At 62.2% G+C, this 18,401-nt stretch carries 19 protein-coding genes and 1 other RNA gene; 16 read left to right on the forward strand and 4 right to left on the reverse strand.

What is annotated here, in order from left to right; translation table 11 throughout:
* Positions 1 to 139: 139 nt before the first annotated feature.
* The 8 genes from zapE to HJD22_RS16050 all read left to right on the forward strand — a co-directional run bounded on the left by zapE (position 140) and on the right by HJD22_RS16050 (position 6,497).
* On the forward strand, positions 140 to 1,330 hold the full coding sequence (gene zapE / locus HJD22_RS16015; RefSeq protein WP_208656167.1) for a cell division protein ZapE: 1,191 nt from the start codon (positions 140 to 142) through the stop codon (positions 1,328 to 1,330).
* A 165-nt stretch (positions 1,331 to 1,495) separates the two neighbouring features.
* Positions 1,496 to 1,924 carry a 50S ribosomal protein L13 gene (rplM, locus tag HJD22_RS16020; protein ID WP_208656166.1) on the forward strand — a complete coding sequence of 143 codons (429 nt, stop codon included), beginning with the start codon at positions 1,496 to 1,498 and terminating at the stop codon, positions 1,922 to 1,924.
* Between the two features lie 13 nt (positions 1,925 to 1,937).
* Entirely contained in the window at positions 1,938 to 2,327 is a 390-nt protein-coding gene (gene rpsI, locus HJD22_RS16025) for a 30S ribosomal protein S9 (RefSeq protein WP_208656165.1), read from the forward strand.
* A gap of 216 nt (positions 2,328 to 2,543) precedes the next feature.
* Positions 2,544 to 3,140 carry a ubiquinol-cytochrome c reductase iron-sulfur subunit gene (petA, locus tag HJD22_RS16030; RefSeq protein ID WP_208656164.1) on the forward strand — a complete coding sequence of 199 codons (597 nt, stop codon included), beginning with the start codon at positions 2,544 to 2,546 and terminating at the stop codon, positions 3,138 to 3,140.
* Positions 3,140 to 4,402, forward strand: a complete 1,263-nt coding sequence (locus tag HJD22_RS16035; protein ID WP_208656163.1) for a cytochrome bc complex cytochrome b subunit — start codon at positions 3,140 to 3,142, stop codon at positions 4,400 to 4,402. The genes petA and HJD22_RS16035 overlap by 1 nt, the downstream gene beginning before the upstream one ends.
* Positions 4,399 to 5,166, forward strand: a complete 768-nt coding sequence (locus HJD22_RS16040) for a cytochrome c1 (RefSeq protein WP_208656162.1) — start codon at positions 4,399 to 4,401, stop codon at positions 5,164 to 5,166. Before HJD22_RS16035 ends, HJD22_RS16040 begins: the two co-directional genes overlap by 4 nt.
* Before the next feature lie 174 nt (positions 5,167 to 5,340).
* Positions 5,341 to 5,967: a stringent starvation protein SspA gene (gene sspA, locus HJD22_RS16045; RefSeq protein WP_208656161.1), complete on the forward strand. Its 627-nt coding sequence runs from the start codon at positions 5,341 to 5,343 to the stop codon at positions 5,965 to 5,967.
* Between the two features lie 47 nt (positions 5,968 to 6,014).
* Positions 6,015 to 6,497 (forward strand): ClpXP protease specificity-enhancing factor, encoded by a 483-nt coding sequence (locus HJD22_RS16050; protein WP_208656937.1) that lies wholly within the window; start codon positions 6,015 to 6,017, stop codon positions 6,495 to 6,497.
* 84 nt (positions 6,498 to 6,581) lie between these two features.
* Here HJD22_RS16050 and HJD22_RS16055 read toward each other — a convergent pair whose 3' ends face one another.
* From HJD22_RS16055 to HJD22_RS16070, 4 genes are read right to left on the reverse strand one after another with little or no spacing between them, the layout of a single operon-like run.
* Entirely contained in the window at positions 6,582 to 7,145 is a 564-nt protein-coding gene (locus HJD22_RS16055; RefSeq protein WP_248730291.1) for a BON domain-containing protein, read from the reverse strand.
* A 3-nt stretch (positions 7,146 to 7,148) separates the two neighbouring features.
* The gene (locus HJD22_RS16060; RefSeq protein ID WP_208656160.1) at positions 7,149 to 7,745 is read right to left on the reverse strand and encodes a phosphoheptose isomerase; all 597 of its coding nucleotides are present in this window, start codon (positions 7,743 to 7,745) and stop codon (positions 7,149 to 7,151) included.
* A 32-nt stretch (positions 7,746 to 7,777) separates the two neighbouring features.
* Positions 7,778 to 8,146 (reverse strand): YraN family protein, encoded by a 369-nt coding sequence (locus HJD22_RS16065; RefSeq protein WP_208656935.1) that lies wholly within the window; start codon positions 8,144 to 8,146, stop codon positions 7,778 to 7,780.
* Entirely contained in the window at positions 8,130 to 9,941 is a 1,812-nt protein-coding gene (locus HJD22_RS16070) for a penicillin-binding protein activator (protein ID WP_208656159.1), read from the reverse strand. Before HJD22_RS16070 ends, HJD22_RS16065 begins: the two co-directional genes overlap by 17 nt.
* A gap of 41 nt (positions 9,942 to 9,982) precedes the next feature.
* On the opposite strand from HJD22_RS16070, the gene rsmI reads away from it, so the two are divergent.
* The 8 genes from rsmI (at position 9,983) to mraY (ending at position 18,391) form a co-directional block, all read left to right on the forward strand.
* Entirely contained in the window at positions 9,983 to 10,840 is an 858-nt protein-coding gene (gene rsmI, locus HJD22_RS16075; protein WP_208656158.1) for a 16S rRNA (cytidine(1402)-2'-O)-methyltransferase, read from the forward strand.
* Positions 10,841 to 10,895: 55 nt separating this feature from the next.
* Positions 10,896 to 11,264, forward strand: an RNA gene (gene rnpB / locus HJD22_RS16080) — RNase P RNA component class A.
* A gap of 59 nt (positions 11,265 to 11,323) precedes the next feature.
* The gene (rsmH, locus tag HJD22_RS16085) at positions 11,324 to 12,280 is read left to right on the forward strand and encodes a 16S rRNA (cytosine(1402)-N(4))-methyltransferase RsmH (RefSeq protein WP_208656157.1); all 957 of its coding nucleotides are present in this window, start codon (positions 11,324 to 11,326) and stop codon (positions 12,278 to 12,280) included.
* A 9-nt stretch (positions 12,281 to 12,289) separates the two neighbouring features.
* Complete coding sequence (gene ftsL, locus HJD22_RS16090; RefSeq protein ID WP_208656156.1) at positions 12,290 to 12,607, forward strand: cell division protein FtsL; 318 nt, start codon at positions 12,290 to 12,292, stop codon at positions 12,605 to 12,607.
* A complete protein-coding gene (locus HJD22_RS16095; protein WP_208656155.1) occupies positions 12,604 to 14,316 on the forward strand; it encodes a penicillin-binding protein 2 in 1,713 nt (570 codons plus the stop codon). The genes ftsL and HJD22_RS16095 overlap by 4 nt, the downstream gene beginning before the upstream one ends.
* 53 nt (positions 14,317 to 14,369) lie before the next feature.
* Positions 14,370 to 15,917: a UDP-N-acetylmuramoyl-L-alanyl-D-glutamate--2,6-diaminopimelate ligase gene (locus tag HJD22_RS16100; RefSeq protein ID WP_208656934.1), complete on the forward strand. Its 1,548-nt coding sequence runs from the start codon at positions 14,370 to 14,372 to the stop codon at positions 15,915 to 15,917.
* On the forward strand, positions 15,914 to 17,299 hold the full coding sequence (gene murF, locus HJD22_RS16105; RefSeq protein WP_208656154.1) for a UDP-N-acetylmuramoyl-tripeptide--D-alanyl-D-alanine ligase: 1,386 nt from the start codon (positions 15,914 to 15,916) through the stop codon (positions 17,297 to 17,299). Before HJD22_RS16100 ends, murF begins: the two co-directional genes overlap by 4 nt.
* Positions 17,300 to 17,308: 9 nt before the next feature.
* Positions 17,309 to 18,391, forward strand: a complete 1,083-nt coding sequence (gene mraY / locus HJD22_RS16110; RefSeq protein WP_208656153.1) for a phospho-N-acetylmuramoyl-pentapeptide-transferase — start codon at positions 17,309 to 17,311, stop codon at positions 18,389 to 18,391.
* Positions 18,392 to 18,401: the final 10 nt, after the last annotated feature.

Consider the following 18,401-nt stretch of genomic DNA (forward strand, 5'->3'; position numbering starts at 1 on the left):
TTCGAGATCAAGGTCAACGCAGGGCGGGATAAAGTCTTGTAACGGTGGCGGTAACATGGCCGTTTCGCACATGCGAAAAGAGTGCGGTCGGCGTATAATGGCCGACTCGATGACACGAGTCCGAGGTAAGCTAGACCCCATGTGTGCGACAACGACATCCCCGAGTCAACGCCAGGTTGGTACGCCCGATACCCCGATAGGGCGCTATCGGGCCGATCTGGAGCGCGATGACTTCCAGTACGATGCCGCCCAGGAACAGGCCGTCCAACATCTGCAGCGGCTCTATAACGAACTTGTGACCACGTCGCGTGACCCGGCGCGGCCCACGGGTGCGCCTGGCAAGGGGCTCAAGTCACGTATGGCCGGACTGTTCGGCAAGAAGCCGGCAGCATCGCCCTTCGAAGCGCCTCCTGCCGTCATGGGGCTCTATTTCTGGGGCGGTGTCGGCAGGGGCAAGACCTATCTTGTCGATACCTTCTATGAAGCCTTGCCCTTTTCGGACAAGATGCGAACGCACTTTCACCGCTTCATGCAGCGCGTGCACAATGAGCTCGAGCACTACAAAGGCGAGAAGAATCCCTTGAAGCTGATCGCCGCCAAGTTCGCCTCCGAGGCGCGAGTGATCTGCTTTGACGAGTTCTTCGTCAAGGACATCACCGATGCGATGATCCTGGCCAATCTGCTCGAAGCGCTGTTCGAGCATGGGGTGGTGCTGGTGACGACCTCCAATATCGTGCCGGATCAGCTCTACAAGGATGGACTGCAACGGGCGCGCTTCCTGCCGGCCATCGAGCTTCTCAATCGCCACTGCGAAGTCGTCAATGTCGATTCCGGGATCGATTATCGACTGCGCGCCCTTGAGCGTGCGAGTATCTTTCACTCGCCTCTGGATGCTGATTCCGAGGCGGAGCTGTCACGCAGCTTCGGCGAAATTGCCGGCGCGCAGGGGGAGTGGGACGCCCCTATCGAGATCAACCACCGAGTGCTTCAGGCGCGTCGCCTGCATGACGACGTGGTGTGGTTCGAGTTTCGCGAGCTGTGCGACGGGCCGCGTAGCCAGAACGACTATATCGAGCTTGCCCGTGAATTTCATACTGTACTGGTCTCCAACGTGACGCGCATGGGACGCAGCACCGATGACCAGGCGCGGCGCTTCATCAACATGGTCGATGAATTCTACGATCGCGGCGTCAAGCTGCTGATGACGGCTGAGGTGGCGATCGAGGAACTCTATGACGAGGGCAACCTCTCGTTCGAGTTCGATCGCACGCTCTCGAGATTGCAGGAGATGCAGTCCCACGACTATCTGGCCCTGCCCCACAAACCCTGACAAGGATGCGTTCCTTTCGGGTAAAAGGTCATGTACAATGCGCGCTCGCTCGACCGTTGTGCCATTTGTCCACCTGCTGGACGGTACAACCAAGAAAAATAGGGATGGTCCCGTGCCGTTATACTGGCGCTGCGACCCAATACATCGAATTTGGTGATTCAATCCATGAAGACGTTCAGTGCTAAGCCGCAGTCCGTCCAGCGCGACTGGTATGTCGTCGACGCCACGGACAAGACGCTCGGTCGTCTAGCTACCGAGATCGCTCGCCGCCTGCGTGGCAAGCATAAGCCCGAATACACTCCGCATGTCGATACCGGCGACTATATCGTCGTGGTCAATGCCGAGAAAGTGAAGGTGACCGGCAACAAGACCCAGGCCAAGACCTACTATCGCCATACCGGCTATCCGGGTGGCCTGCGCTCCATGACATTCGACAAGATGCTCGACCATGCGCCAGAGCGCATCATCGAGTCCGCCGTCAAGGGCATGCTGCCGAAGGGCCCGCTGGGCCGCGCCATGTACACCAAGCTCAAGGTCTATGCCGGTGCCGAGCATCCGCACGTTGCCCAGCAGCCGCAAGAACTGAATATCTAAGGGATTCTTCGCCATGACACAACAGTATTACGGTACCGGGCGCCGCAAGACTTCGACCGCCCGTGTGTTCCTCAAGCCGGGCTCCGGCAAGATCACCGTCAATGATCTCGATCTCAATAGCTACTTCGGCCGCGTGACCGGTCGCATGGTGGTGCGTCAGCCCCTCGAGCTGACCGAGACACTGAACCAGTTCGACGTCTACGTGACCGTCAAGGGTGGCGGTGGCTCCTCGCAAGCCGGTGCCATTCGTCACGGCATCACTCGCGCGCTGATGAACTATAACGAAGAGCTGCGTAAGCCGCTGCGCGCGGCTGGTTACGTGACTCGCGATGCGCGTGAAGTCGAGCGTAAGAAGGTTGGCCTGCGCAAGGCTCGCCGTCGTCCGCAGTTCTCCAAGCGTTAATACGCAAGGGTGCGGCAAAAGGGCGCTCAGACTCTCCAGGTCTGGGCGCTTTTTTTTGAAATTCAATAGGTTGGCCGTGGATGTAACAAGAAGAAAGGCGGCTTGATCTTGTGTTAGAGGATGCGTTTTTTTAACATAGGCGCATTTTGATCCGTGGGGTCGCGGATATCCTTCCGCGGGACTACAGCGGGCAAGTTGATGGGGAGAAAACACAATATGGCAGATAACGGCGTAAACAAGGGAAGGCGCCGTTTCCTCGTTGGTGCCACTACCGTCGTGGGGGCGGTGGGTGCTGTCGGGGTTGCGGTTCCCTTTGTAGCTTCCTGGCAGCCGAGTGCCAGAGCAAGGGCGGCGGGTGCGCCAGTGCGTGCCGACGTATCCAAGCTCGAGCCGGGGCAGCGAATGACCGTCGAGTGGCGAGGCCGTCCCGTCTGGATCATCAACCGCACGCCCGACATGGTCGAGCGTATCGAGAACACTGACCCATCGAGACTGGCCGATCCCGAGTCGACCACCGAGCAACAGCCGTCCTATATCACCGGTCCGCTGCGTTCGGTTAGACCCGAGATCGGTATCTTGATCGGCATCTGCACCCACCTGGGATGCTCGCCGCTCTACCGTCCCGAGCCCGATGCTGCGGAAGGGGGCGACGACTGGCCAGGTGGCTTCTTCTGCCCTTGCCACGGCTCCAGTTTCGACCTCGCGGGTCGCGTGTTCCGGAATGTTCCGGCACCGACCAACCTCGAGGTTCCGCCCTACCGCTATGAAAGCGACGATATCATCATCGTCGGCGAAGATGAGGAGGCTGCCTGATGGGTAATCCGAATCGCGTGAAGGCAGAGAGCGGAGTCATGCGCTGGGTCGATGACCGTTTTCCCGCCACGCAGCTGTGGCAGGATCATCTGTCGAAGTATTACGCGCCCAAGAACTTCAACTTCTGGTACCTGTTTGGCTCTCTCGCCCTGCTGGTGCTGGTCAATCAGATCTTGACCGGTGTCTGGCTGACTATGAGCTACAACCCGTCGGCCGAAGGTGCGTTTGCCTCCGTCGAGTACATCATGCGCGACGTCGAGTATGGCTGGCTGATCCGCTACATGCACTCGACCGGTGCCTCGGCGTTCTTCGTGGTGGTCTATCTGCATATGTTCCGCGGCCTGCTCTATGGCTCCTACAAGGCCCCCCGCGAGCTGGTGTGGATCTTCGGTATGACCATCTACTTGCTGCTGATGGCAGAGGCCTTCATGGGCTATCTGCTGCCTTGGGGGCAGATGTCCTACTGGGGTGCTCAGGTCATCATCTCGCTCTTCTCGGCGATACCGGTCATCGGTCCCGATCTCGCCCAATGGGTGCGTGGCGACTTCCTGATCTCCGGCATCACGCTGAACCGCTTCTTCGCTCTGCATGTCGTGGCCCTGCCGATCGTCATCCTTGCGCTGGTGGTGTTGCATCTGATCGCGCTGCATGAAGTGGGTTCCAACAACCCCGATGGCATCGACATCAAGGACAAGACGGACGAAACTGGCAAGCCGCTGGACGGTGTGCCGTTCCACCCCTACTACACCGTCAAGGACATCTTCGGTGTGGCGATCTTCCTGTTCGTGTTCTGCGTGGTACTGTTCTACTTCCCGGAAGGGGGCGGTTACTTCCTCGAACGGCCCAATTTCGAGCCCGCCAACCCGATGGTGACGCCCGATCACATTGCGCCGGTGTGGTATTTCACGCCTTTCTACGCGATGCTGCGTGCCATTACCTTCCCGCTGTTCGGTCTTGATGCCAAGTTCCTGGGTGTCGTGGTCATGGGTGGAGCGATCGCTATCCTGTTCGTGCTCCCCTGGCTGGATCGCAGTCCGGTTCGCTCGATGCGTTACAAGGGCTGGCTGTCGAAGATCATGCTGCTGCTGTTCGCCATCAGCTTCGTGATCCTGGGCGTGCTGGGTGCGCTGCCGGCCACACCGACACGCACGTTGGTATCGCAGGTCTGCACGGCGATCTACTTCGCCTACTTCCTGCTGATGCCAATCTATACAAGGCTCGAGACAACCAAACCCGTTCCGGAAAGGGTGACTGGCAAATGAAAAAGCAACTGTTCGCACTGCTGTTTGCGTTGTTGCCGATGACGGCAATGGCAGCGCCGGCAGCCGATGTGCCTCACTCCATGACCCCTGATCTGAACAACCAGGAGTCGCTGCAGCAAGGCATGCAATTGTTCGTCAACTACTGCATGGGCTGCCACTCGCTGGAGTTCCAGCGCTTTTCGCGTGCCGCTGAGGATCTGGGCATGCCTCAGGATCTGGTCGAGGAAAACCTGATCTTCTCGTCGGATCTGGCCTATAACGACCAGATGCGTCATGCCATGTCGACCGAGGATGGCGAGAACTGGTTTGGTGCCGCGGCCCCGGACCTGACGCTGCATGGCCGGTTGCGCGGTAGCGACTGGATCTACTCCTATCTGTTGAGCTTCTACAAGGACCCGTCGCGTCCCACCGGCGTCAACAATGCCGTGTTCGACATGGTGGCCATGCCCAACGTGCTCGAACCGCTGCAGGGAGTGCAGGAGATGGTCTGCGCCGAGACCGATCGGCCCGTGGCGGGTCAATCACCGGACTCGCTTACTGGCAGGTACCAGTCCTGCGAAGTGCTGCAGGTGACGCAGCCTGGCCAGATGGAGCCCGAGCAGTTCGAGGAGGCGGTCTACGATCTGACCAACTTCCTCACCTACGTGGGTGAGCCTTCCAGGCTGCACGCTCAGACGCTGGCTCCCAAGGTGTTGATCTTCATCTTCATCTTCGGCGTCATCGCCTATCTGCTCAAGCGTGAGTACTGGCGCGACGTTCACTAAGTCGCTGGTGCTTGTCCATGGGGCGTATGGCCGAAACGGCTATGCGCCCCATATTTATCTGAGAGTGACCTGTCCCTTCGGCCGATACGATGCGGAGAGCAGGAGAGCGTTGTCGCGGTCGGGAGTGGCGCGGCATGTTATGATCATGGTTCGAATTGATGCGAGGATTGTTTCATGGGTGTAGTGGCCAAGCGTTCGTCGATGACGTTCTACTCCGGCAATGATGATCACCTCAGTCATCGGGTGCGTATCGTGCTGGCCGAGAAGGGCGTTGCCGTCGACATTCTGGAAGTCACTGAAGAGCGTCATCCGGAAGAGCTCGCGGATCTCAACCCCTACAATAGCGTGCCGACGCTGGTGGATCGTGATCTTGTGCTTTACGAGTCAAAGGTAATGATGGAGTACCTTGACGAGCGTTTCCCCCATCCGCCGCTGCTGCCCGTCTATCCGGTGGCAAGAGCGCAGAGCCGTCTATGGATGCACCGCATCGAGCGCGAGTGGGCGCCTCTGCTCGAGCAGATCAGCAGCGGTAGCAAGAAGGATGCCGAGAAGGCTCGTAAGGAGTTGCGTGAAAGCCTGGTAGGCATTTCACCGATCTTCGAGGAGATGCCGTTTTTCATGAGCGAGGAGTTCTCGCTGGTGGATTGTAGTCTGGCCCCCTTGCTATGGCGCTTGCCGGCACTCGGTATAGAGCTGCCGGAAAAGCAGGTCAAGCCTCTGATGGCTTACATGGAACGTCTCTTCTCGCGCGACTCCTTCAAAGCCTCGCTGACCGAGAGCGAGCGTGAGATGCGTACCTGAATCCAACAAGTGGAGCTGCCGTTCGCGGCGGCTTGTAGGAGGGCATGATGCTTTCGAGTCGCCCCTATCTGGCCAGGGCTCTGTATCAGTGGCTGCTGGATAACGATCAGACGCCCTATATCGTCGTCGATGCCGAGCATGACGGTGTCGTGGTGCCGGGCCAGTTCGTTCAGAATGGACAGATCGTGCTCAACGTGGCGCCAAGTGCGGTACGCGACCTGTTGATGGAGAACGATGGCATAACCTTCAGTGCGCGCTTCAGTGGGCGGCCTATGCAGGTCATCGTGCCGAGCCAAGCATTGATCGCGCTTTATGCTCGCGAGAATGGCGTAGGGATGGTATTTGGCCATGAGCCGGTGATGCCGGGCTTCGATCCTATCACCCAAGCGGAGAAGGAGGAGATCAATACGCCGATGCCCCCCTCGCTTTCCAGTGTCGACAGCGAGACGCCAGAAGAGGAGGCCTCGTTGGAAGGGGAAGACAAGGAGGCGCCACGCAAGAAGCGGCCTTCATTGCGCATCATCAAGTAGTGTGGCATCACCTCATACGTAAAACGGCAGACCTCCCGGTCTGCCGTTTTGCATTGCGCGGTTCCGAGTTCCTGTCAGTGAGTATCAATCGAGATATTCGAATGCCTTCACGATGCGCTGGATGCCGCCGAGCTGTGATACGACCGAGACGATCTGATCGCTTTCGGCACGCGTCACGATGCCCATCAGATAGACGCTGGCATTTTCGGTCACCACACGGATCCGACCGGCGTCGATATTCTCGTTGGCAATCAGGTTGGTGCGTATGCGCGTGGCAAGCCAGGTGTCGGAGGTGCGCTGAGCAAGGGGAATATTGGCAGCCACGGTCAGTTCGTTATGCACGCGACGTACATGCTGTGCTTCGCTTGCGATCGCTTGCGCCTTCTCCTTGAGCTCTTCGCTTGGCACCTGGCCCGTCATCAGCACGATGCCGTTGTAACTGTCGATATTGACCCGAGCGTCATTGAAGCGCGCATCCTGCCGCGAGAGATTGCTCTTGATACGGTTTTCGATCCCTTGGTCCTCGACCTGCATGCCATAGGTGCGTTGACCGTGGTCTTCAGGACCGCCACCCATCTGGGCGCAGCCAGCGAGCCCTAGCGTGAGGCTCAGCATGATGGTGGCGATGAAAGGTGTCTTGATAGTCAATGGTTAGCCCTCGCTGCTTCCGAAAAGTTGTTCGTCGATCAGATCGCACAGACAGTGAATCACTAGCAGATGAACCTCCTGGACACGCGCAGTGGAGGTGGCCGGTACGCGAATCTCGCAATCATCCTGGCCAAGTAGCGAGGCCATGTTGCCCCCGTCGCGTCCGGTCAGGGCGACCACGGTCATATCGCGGTCGTGGGCGGCCTGAATGGCCTGGATGACGTTGGCGGAGTTACCGCTGGTCGAGATCGCCAGCAGAATGTCGCCGGGCTGGCCAAGGGCGCGGATCTGCTTGGAGAAGACTTCGTTGTAGCTGTAATCATTGGCAATCGACGTGAGCGTCGACGTGTCGGTGGTCAACGCCAGGGCTGGCAGGCTGGGACGCTCCCGTTCAAAGCGGTTGAGCAGTTCCGAGGAGAAGTGCTGGCTGTCGCCGGCGCTTCCGCCGTTGCCGCAGGCGAGAATCTTGCCCTCGGTCACCAGGCACTGAACCATCATCTGACTGGCGACCTCGATGAAGGGCGGCAGCACTTCGCTGGCGTAGGTCTTGGTGTCGATGCTGTCGTTGAAGTGTCCGAGTATGCGTGATTGGAAATCCATGCTGGCTTCCTGGTCCTGGCTTGGTGAACGGGTCAATACGCGTCGAAGGCGGCCGGTACCCACAGGAACTCCAGATCCGGGGGTGAACCTGTCACAGCGACTACATCGAAACGGCAAGGACATGATAACCGCTTGCGCATGAGATAAAAACGCGCCGCTTTTATCAAGCGGCGGCGCTTGGTGGCGGTCACGCTCTCGAGGGGGTGGCCATGGCGATGATCCGCACGGTGCTTGACCTCGACGAAGACCAGCACGTCCCCTTCGCGCATGATCAGGTCCAGCTCGCCCCCCTTGGCGTGCTGGTTGCGGTCGACCAGCACCAGGCCGCGTTCCGACAACCAGCGTGCCGCGGCGTCTTCGATACTGGCGCCGCGCCTTCTCGCGTCAGCGGGCCCGGCCATCATCGAGGGATAGTCCATTGTCGATCGTCATGCCCGTTGGCAGGCGAAGCGGGGGCTGCGGAGTGCCGTTGGTGAACTGGGCCCAAGGGAGTTCACGCTCGACACGGCCATCATTGGCGACTCTCAATGTGCCCGTGGCTCCATGCACCTCACTGCCGGCAATGGCGCGGAACTGCGGCAGGCGACGCCCGAGCTCATAGGCATCGACTCCCATCGCGGTCAGCTTGAACAGGGCGGGCTCCTCGATATCGCTCAGTTCCATGTAGCTGTCGAAGAAGGGGAGAGCGTTCTCGCCCCCCACCGCCGCGTTGGGGATCACCCAGGGAATGTCGACGAACATCACGTCATTCAGATCATGGTCGACACGCGGCTGAGGACGCCCTTCGAAGAGATGCGAGGTGGCGTAGATCGGCAGGTCACCCGCGTAGTAGTAATCGAGAGTAGGTGGCACCTGACGGGCATAGCTTGGCAGCGCCAGCAGGAACAGCATGTCGACATCGCTCAGACGTGCCCGATTGCCGCTCACGTTGAGCAGTGGACGCACTGCGCTTGCCACCGCGCCTTGAGGGTTGTAGCGCACCGAAGAGCTGATGTCGCCACCCTGGCGTTGCCACTCACGACGGAAGGCTTCGCCGACCCGGTTGCCCCACTCGTTGTCGGGCACTAGAACTGCGCTGCGACGGTGGCCATCCAGGTAGGCGCGGCGCGCCACCTGGCGTGCCTCGTCCTCGGCCGACAGGCCATACTGGAAAAGATCCCTGGCGTGATTGCGCTCACCATAGCCATAGTTCAAGGCCAGTGTCGGGATCGGCACGCTGTCGCGGTTCTCAAGCTCGGTCACCTGATCCTTGTCCAGCGGACCGATGACCACCTGAGCACCGGCCATGCTGGCCTCGGCATAGAGGCTCTGCAGATCGCCACGGCTGGCATCGATGAAGACCATCTGCGGGGTGCTCTGGCCCCCGTTGCCGGCTTCCATGTGGCGAGCCTGGATGCCGCGGCGAATTTCACTTGCCACATTGGCCAAGGGGCCGGATTCCGGCAGCAGAATCGCCATGCGCCGCACCTCCTGCCCGCGCAGATCGCGTAGCGCGGCAAACTCGGAGGGGGGGCGGCGAGCCGCGGGGTGGTTGCCGTTACGGTCGCGCCAGTTGGCGTAGAGCGTCAGGAAGCGCTCGATGTCGCCACCGCTTTGGCGTTGCAGCTCGACAAGCTCGATCCAGCCCGCGGTAACGAGGTCAGCCTCGCGGGCGAGCTCATCGAGCGCCTGGGGGGGGAGTCGTGACATCAGGCGCCAGATGTCGTCATTGAGGTCGTTGCGTTCGGTATCTGCCTGCACGCCAAGCAGCGCGGCCGCGGCGGCTTGATACTCGCCGACCATGCCGAGCGCAAGGCCTTTGCGGTAACGTAGGGTGTTGTGATCGTCGCGGCCAATCTGGATCCCTTCGTCAAGCACCTGGGTGGCCTCGAGGACGGAAGTGGCATCCTCCTGCTCGAAGGCCAGGCGCGAGAAGAGCAGGGCCCACCGGACACGCTCCTCGCCGGAGAGGAGACTGTCGTCGAGTTGCGAGGCGACCTCGAGAGCCTGCGACTCATCGCCTTGACGTGCTAGGATGGCGGCCGCTTCCAGACGCGAACTGGCCGCCTGCTCCGGCGGTTGCTCCTGCGCTTGAGCGAGCAGCTCCTCCGGCTCGGTGTCGGCAAGGCGGTCGACCATGGCGGGTGGAGCCGCGCAGCCCGCCACGAAGAGTGCCAGAAGGGCAGCCAGTAGCAGGCTGCGTGGCGAGTTGTCCATAAATCCTTTTCCTTGTCTGTATGCCTTGCTTTGGAACCGGTATGACAAATGCAATCTATGGCGCATTGTACGTGGTCGCCACGCCGATTGGGAATCTTGACGACCTTTCGCCTCGTGCGGCGCGCGTGCTTGGCGAGGCGAGCGTGATCGCCGCCGAGGATACTCGGCATAGCGCCAAGCTGCTGCGCCACCTGGGCATCGAGCGCCCGTTGATCTCCTTGCATGAGCATAACGAGGCGGGGCGTGTTGCGCAGATCGCCGAGCGGCTCGCCCTGGGGCAGGATGTGGCGTTGATCAGCGATGCCGGGACGCCGCTGATCTGCGATCCTGGATTCGTTCTGGTGCGTGAGTTGCGTGACATGGGGCACCGTGTGGTGCCGATTCCTGGTCCCTGTGCGCTGATAGCAGCGCTGTCGGCGGCTGGGCTGCCCACTGATCGTTTCCTGTTCCTGGGATTCCTATCCGCCAAGTCCGGTGCCCGGCGCGCTCGCCTGCAAGCGCTGCTGGAGCGCGACGAGACGCTGATCTGCTACGAGTCGCCTCACCGCATCCGCGATACGCTGGCCGATATCGCCGATCTCTTCGCCGATCGTCGAGTCGTGCTCGCCCGCGAGCTGACTAAGACTTTCGAGACGTTTCTCGACGGCACGGCGGCCACTCTCATCGACAGGATCGAGGCTGATCCCGATCAGGCGCGAGGAGAGTTCGTGATGATGCTGTCGGGCGCGCCAAAGCGCAGCGAAAGTGAGCACGCCACCATCGACGCCACGATGCTGTTGACCAGCCTGCTTGACGAAGGCGTCGGCGTGAAGCAGGTCGCGGCGGTGGCCGCGCGGATGCTCGGAGGGCCCAAGAAGCTCTGGTATGCGCGAGCGCAAGCGATCAAGGGCGACGGTTGAGTTTGTCAGTGGCGCCTTGAGAGGGGGGCGCCACGCTGGTATTCTCCCCGGCTTGGGAGTTGGCTAGACAGTCGCCGCCGAGCGCGCTTGCTTGCAAGTGTGGTCGGGGGAGGAAAGTCCGGGCTCCATAGGGCAGGGTGCCAGGTAACGCCTGGGCGGCGCGAGCCGACGGCTAGTGCAGCAGAGAGTAGACCGCCTACGTCTCCTTCGGGAGGCCGGTAAGGGTGAAAGGGTGCGGTAAGAGCGCACCGCGCGCCTGGTAACAGTGCGTGGCATGGTAAACCCCACCTGGAGCAAGACCAAATAGGAACCCACTGGCGTGGCCCGCGCTGGGTTCGGGTAGGTCGCTTGAGGGGCGCGGTGACGCGTCCACTAGATGAATGGCTGTCCACGACAGAACCCGGCTTACCGGCCGACTCCCTCCCATTTCCCGTCGCGGTTCTCCGCGACACCTGGCCACCGCTTGCTGTCACCGAGAGTTCCATGTCTCCAACCGATAATGCCGCGGTCCCTCCCGCCTATCGCCACGCCAGCGTACTGCTCGACGGCGCCGTGGAGTCGCTGGTTCACGATCCCGGTGGCGCCTATGTCGATGGTACCTTCGGCCGGGGTGGTCACTCGCGCCGCATTCTCGAGCGTCTCACGGATAGGGGACGGCTGCTGGCGATCGATCGCGACCCCCAGGCGCTGGCCGAGGCAGCCACGTGGAACGATGCTCGCTTCATTGTCGAGGGGGGTGAGTTCGCCCGACTTGGCGAATTCACCCAGCGTCATGGCCTGCATGGACGCCTGGCAGGAGTGCTGCTCGATATCGGTGTCTCTTCGCCGCAGCTTGACGATCCCGAGCGTGGCTTCAGTTTTCTTCGTGATGGACCGCTCGACATGCGCATGGACCCGACCCAGGGTGAGAGTGCCGCGGCGTGGCTTGCCCGCGCCGCCGAGGCCGATATCGTGCAGGTCTTCAAGTCCTATGGCGAGGAGCGCTATGCCAAGCGCTTGGCCCGCGCCGTTGTCGAGCGGCGTCGGGAGCGTCCCTTCGAGCGTACCGGCGATCTCGCCGAGGTGATCAAGACCGCACACCCCGCCTGGGAGAAGGGCAAGCACCCGGCGACCCGTGTCTTCCAGGCGCTGCGCATTCACGTCAACGGTGAGCTCGAACAGCTCGATCTGGCCTTGGAGGCCGCTCTGGAAGCACTTGCCCCGGGTGGCCATCTGGTAGTGATCAGCTTCCACTCGCTGGAGGATCGTCGCGTCAAGCGCTTCATTCGTGAGCACGTGCGTGGCGATACACACTTGCCTCGTGGCATGCCGGTCCGTGACGATCAGCTCAATCGCCGTCTCGAGTCGCTGGGCAAGGCGCAGCGCCCCGGTGCCGATGAGATCGCCGATAATCCCCGTGCCCGCAGCGCCGTGATGCGCATGGCGCGCAAGCGGGGGTGAGGAGAGGTCATGGCTCGGGATAGGCTCTTCCCTTCATTGCTCGGCAGTCAGCGCCGCTTTCGGCTGAAACTGCTGCTCGTGACGCTACTGGTGCTGGCGACCCTGGCCAGTGCGATGGCGGTCATTACCTCGAGCCATCTGACTCGGGTTCAGTACGCTCGCCTGCAGCAGCTGGAGCGTGAACAGAATCAGTTGCAGACCGAGTGGGGGCAACTGCTGCTCGAGGAGAGTGCCTGGTCGTCGCCGGCTCGCATCGAGCGGCTGGCCATCGAAAGGCTCGAGATGCGCGTGCCGGATGTCAATGAAGTGGAGGTCATACGGCCATGAGAGCCGATGCTCGCGATGCAGTGACGCCGCGCCGCCCCCCGCCGATCGAGCCGCTTGGCAAGGGACGCTACCTATTGATCGTGGTGCTGGTGTTGATTGGTCTGGGAGCGCTGTCGCTGCGCATCGTCAACCTGCACGTCATCGATCGCCCCTTCCTGCAGGGGCAGGGAGATGCACGAACCCTGCGTGTCGAGGCGATCGGCGCGCACCGCGGCATGATCACCGACCGTAATGGCGAGCCACTGGCGATCTCGACGCCGGTGGTCAGCCTCTGGGCCAACCCCCAGGAGTTGCCGGAGGACAATATCCAGCGCCTGATGCTGGCACAGGCGCTGCGCTTCGATCTCGATGATTTCAATGAGCGCATCGAACGCTTCTCGGCGCGCGAGTTCATGTATCTGCGCCGCCAGTTGACCCCGGAAGCGGCCCAGCGGGTGCTCGATCTGCGCCTGGCGGGGGTCTATGCCCAGAACGAATATCGACGCTACTATCCCTCGGGCGAGGTGACGGCCCAGCTACTTGGAGTCACCAACGTCGACGATATCGGACAGGAGGGGCTCGAACTTGCCTATCAGCCCTACCTGGCCGGAGAGCCTGGCCAGCGACGGGTGCTCAAGGATCGCCGTGGGCGTCTGGTGCGTGATCTGCACATGCTGCGCGAGGCACGTCCCGGTGGGGATCTGACTCTGGCGATCGATCAGCGCCTGCAGTACATGGCCTATCGCGAACTCAAGTCCGCCGTGGCCGAGCATGGCGCCGATGGCGGTAGCCTGGTGATGATGGATGCCCGTACCGGCGAGGTGCTGGCGATGGCCAATCAGCCCTCCTACAACCCCAACAACCGTGCCGGGCTCGATCCCCGCGGCCTGCGCAACCAGGCCATCGTCGATGTCTTCGAGCCGGGCTCGGTGATGAAGCCGCTGGCCATGGCAGCAGCGCTTGAGACGGGGCGCTATCACCCCGACACGGTGATCGACACCTCACCCGGCTGGATGCGCATCGACCGTTTCACCATCCGTGATTTTCGCAACTATGGCCCACTCGACCTGGCTGAAATTCTGGAAAAGTCCTCCAATATTGGCATGTCGCGCATCGTGCTCGAACTCGATGAGACGCTGATCCCCGATAAGTACCGCTTGCTGGGTCTCGGACAGAGTTCCGAAACCGGCTTTCCCGGCGAGGCCGTCGGCAGTCTTCCTGCCCCGGTGCGTTGGTCGCGCAGTCAGCGGGCGGCGCTCTCCTATGGCTATGGCCTGTCGGTGTCGGCGCTCCAGCTGGCCAGTGCCTATACGGCGATCGCCAATCGCGGCGAGCGCTTGCAGCCTTCACTGCTCAAGCTCGACGAGGCGCCGCAGGGCATTCCCGCCATCGAGCCACGGGTCGCCTACGACCTGTTGCGCATTCTCGAGGAGTCGGTGCAACCTGGCGCGGGGGGACGCCGCGCCGGTGTCGCGGGATACCGGGTCGCCGGCAAGACCGGTACCGTGCGCAAGACCTCCAGCAGCGGCTATCAGGAGGATGCCTACCGCAGCGTATTCGCCGGCATCGCGCCGGTGTCCGATCCACGTATCGTGACGGTAGTGATGATCGATCATCCGCGTGGCGGTGATTATTACGGCGGCGCCGTGGCGGCGCCAGTCTTCTCGAGGGTGACGGGCAACGCCCTGCGTCTGCTGGACGTGCCGCCGGATCAACAGGTCATTCGATGAGCATATTCGCATTCACTGCAGGCAATGTCTGTCGCGTGATAGAAGGGGAGTCCATGCGGGTTAGCAGACAGCATCTGATCGATAGCTTGGCGAGACGTTGGCCAGATGCGGTTGCCGAACTGGCCCAGTTGGCACCGAAGAGGCTGCAAGAGCGTGTGCGGCTGACGCTGGACAGCCGTGACGTGACCCAGGGCGACGTCTTCATCGCACTGCCCGGCGTGGCGGTGGATGGGCGCGACTATATCGATGGCGCGCTTGGCGGCGGGGCGGGCCTGGTACTGTGTCATGCCGATCCTGGCGCGGAGTCGAGTGGCGGCGGCGCGGAACGGCTGGCGGTGCTGGCCCTGCCAGGATTGCGCGAGCAGCTCGGCGATCTGGCGCGGGAGCTGTTCGGTGTGCCCGATGATCTTGAGCTGATAGGGGTGACCGGAACCAATGGCAAGAGCTCCGTGACCCACTACATCGCTGCGCTCAGTGAAGCGCTCGGCACCCCCTGCGGGCTGGTCGGAACGCTTGGCGTCGGGAGGCTCGGTGCGGGGGAGCTTGTCGATATTGGCCAGACTACCCCCGGGGCGATGGCGCTGCAGGCGCAACTGGCCGCCCTGTCCGGTCAGGGGGTGAAGCGCGTGGCAATGGAGGTCTCCTCCCACGCCTTGGAGCAGCACCGTCTGGATGGATGTCGCATGCATGCCGCGGTGTTCACCAACCTGAGTCGCGATCATCTCGATTATCATCCGAGCATGGCGGCCTATGCGGCAGCCAAGGCGCGGCTGTTCAAGCGCGACGAACTGGCCCTTGCCGTGGTCAATGCCGATGATGCGTTGGCACGCCTGATGCTGGCCGGGCTGACCAAGGGGGTGAGAGTGCTGGCGTGTGGTGAGCAGGAGGCCACGACGCTGCGGGTGGTCGAGTGGCAGCCCCACGCCGCGGGGCAGCGTGCCCTGATTGCCACCCCCCAAGGCGAGCGAGTGTTCGAGCTTACCTTGATGGGACGCTTCAATCTCGACAATGTTCTGCTGGCGATCGCGACCCTGTATGGCCTCGGGGAGGGGCTCGATACGCTGTTCGATGCCGCCATGCACCTCGCTGCGGTACCGGGACGCATGCAGCTCATCAAACGTCCCGGCATGCCCAGTGTGGTGATCGATTACGCCCATACGCCGGATGCGCTGAGCAATGCCATTACCGCCCTCAAGTCGCACCTGGGTGAGACCGGCACGCTGTGGTGCGTGGTGGGGTGTGGCGGCGATCGCGACCGCGGCAAGCGCCCACTGATGGCAGCCGCCGCGGAGGCCGGCGCGGGACGGGTGGTGATCACCGATGACAACCCCAGGAGCGAAGAGGCCGCCGAGATTCGCCGGCAGATGCTGGCAGGCCTTGCCCGGCCCACTGACGAACGGGTCTGGAACGTCGCTGGTCGCGCCGAGGCGATCGCTCGTACCATTGCGGCGGCCGAACCTGGCGACATCGTCTTGATCGCCGGCAAGGGGCATGAATCCTATCAGGAGATTGCCGGCATCAAGCACCCCTTCTCCGATGTCGCCGAGGCCGAGGCAGCACTGGCGCTCAGGGCCTTGCATGCTAAGGGAGCCTCGTCATGAGTCGCTGCGGCCTGGAAACCCTGGCGGCGCTGGCCGATACGCTGGGGGCCGAGACGTGTGTGAAGAGCGACGAAGCCAGCGAGCAGCGGGTGGGTGCGATTGTCACCGACACGCGCAAGCTCGCCTCGGGTGACGTCCTGGTTGCCCTGGTCGGCGAACGTTTCGATGCGCACGACTTCATTGCCGAGGCACGCAAGGCAGGTGCTCTGGCCGCGGTGGTGTCGCGCCGCGTAGAAGATCCTCTGCCTCAGCTCGTGGTCGCCGATACCCGGCTGGCGCTGGGCCTGCTGGCACAGGCCAGGCGGCGTGCCTGGAGTGGACGTGTAGTAGCCGTCACCGGCAACAGTGGCAAGACCACCGTCAAGGAGATGCTTGCCACGCTGCTGAATCAGCGTGGCGACACGCTGGCTACCCATGGCAACCTCAACAACGATATCGGCGCCCCGCTCACGCTGCTGGCGCTTGAGCCGCGTCATTGCCAGGCCGTGATCGAGCTTGGCGCCAACCACCTTGGCGAGATCGCCTGGACGACTGCCTTGGCGATGCCCAATGTGGCGGTGATCACCAACGTGACGGGAGCGCATGTCGGGGAGTTCGGCGGCATGGGGCAGATTGCCCAGGCCAAGGCCGAAATTCTTGCCGGCCTCTCAAGCGATGGTGTCGCCGTGCTCAATCGCGACGATGCCTTCTTTCCGGTGTGGCGGCGGCTGGCGATGGCGCGCGAGGTGCTCGATTTCAGTATTGGCGATCCGCGTGCGCGTCTGAGCGCGCAGGCGCTGGTGTGTGATGGGCAGGGGCGCTATGCTTTCACGCTGTCGCTCGATGGGCAGGAGCTTGGGCGCGTGCAACTGGCGCTGCTGGGTCGCCACAACGTGGCCAATGCATTGGCGGCGGCGGCGGCTGGAATCGCCATGGGACTCGACGGCTCCCTGGTGATGAGCGGACTTGAAGCGGTACGGCCCATGCCAGGGCGCATGGCCATCGTGCCGGGAATTCGTGCGACACGATTGATCGACGATACCTATAATGCCAACCCCGGCGCGGTAAAGGCGGCGATCGACCTGCTGGCCGACCTGCCGGCACCTCGTTGGTGCCTGCTGGGCGCCATGGCGGAGTTGGGCGAAGCGACCGAGCGGCTGCATGCCGATGTCGGCCACTACGCACGGGAACGAGGGATCGACTTTCTCGGCACCACGGGGTCGCTTGCCAAGGCGGCTTCCCATGCCTTCGGGGAAGGCGGGTGTCATTTCGACGACTGGGAGGCGCTGGTGCGCCATGCCCATAACCATCTGCCGTCAGGGGCCAGCGTGCTGGTCAAGGGCTCGCGCAGTGCCGGGATGGAACGAATCATCGCCGCACTGGGCGCCGATGTATCAAGGTGAACGCGACACATGCTGCTTTATCTGGCCAACTTTCTGGCGCAATTCCACAGCGCCTTCAATGTCTTCAACTACCTGACTCTGCGCATGATCCTGGGGACCCTGACGGCCCTACTGTTGTGCCTGCTGCTGGGACCGCTGATGATCCGCCATCTGGTGGAGCGTCAGATCGGCCAGGCGGTGCGCGACGACGGTCCGCAGTCGCACCTCTCCAAGGCGGGAACGCCGACCATGGGCGGTGCGATGATCCTGATGGCAATCGCCATCAGTACCCTGCTGTGGGGTGATCTTGCCAACCACTATGTTTGGATCGTGTTGACGGTCACGCTGGGTTTCGGCGCGATTGGCTGGGTCGACGACTACCGCAAGGTGGTGGAGAAGAATCCGCGAGGCCTGCCGGCGCGCTGGAAATACCTCTGGCAGTCGGTGATCGGTCTGGCGGCCGCGATAGTGCTTTTCCTCACTGCGGCAGGGCCGGTCGAAACCAGCCTGATCGTGCCGCTGTTCAAGGATTTCGTGCTTCAGCTCGGCATCTTCTACATCGTCCTGACCTACCTGGTGATCGTTGGCAGCTCCAATGCCGTCAATCTCACCGATGGACTGGATGGGCTCGCCATCATGCCGACCGTACTGGTGGCGATCGGTCTTGCCGTCTTCGCCTATGCCAGCGGCAACGCGGTCTTTGCCAACTATCTGCAGATACCCCACATCCCGGGCGCCGGCGAGCTGACGGTGTTCTGCGCCACCATCGCCGGTGCTGGGTTGGGCTTTCTATGGTTCAACACCTACCCGGCCCAGGTCTTCATGGGCGACGTGGGGGCGCTGGCGCTGGGTGCGGCGTTGGGTGTCGTGGCGGTGATCGTGCGCCAGGAGATCGTGCTGTTCATCATGGGCGGTATCTTCGTGATGGAGACGGTGTCGGTGATCCTGCAGGTCGGCTCCTACAAGCTCACGGGGCGGCGCATCTTCCGCATGGCGCCGCTGCATCATCACTATGAGCTCAAGGGATGGCCGGAGCCCCGCGTCATCGTGCGCTTCTGGATCATCACCGTGGTGCTGGTGCTGATGGGACTGGCCACCTTGAAGATTCGCTGAGCATGTCTCG

It is taken from the genome of Halomonas sp. TA22 (assembly GCF_013009075.1).
In the GTDB taxonomy this organism is placed as follows: domain Bacteria; phylum Pseudomonadota; class Gammaproteobacteria; order Pseudomonadales; family Halomonadaceae; genus TA22.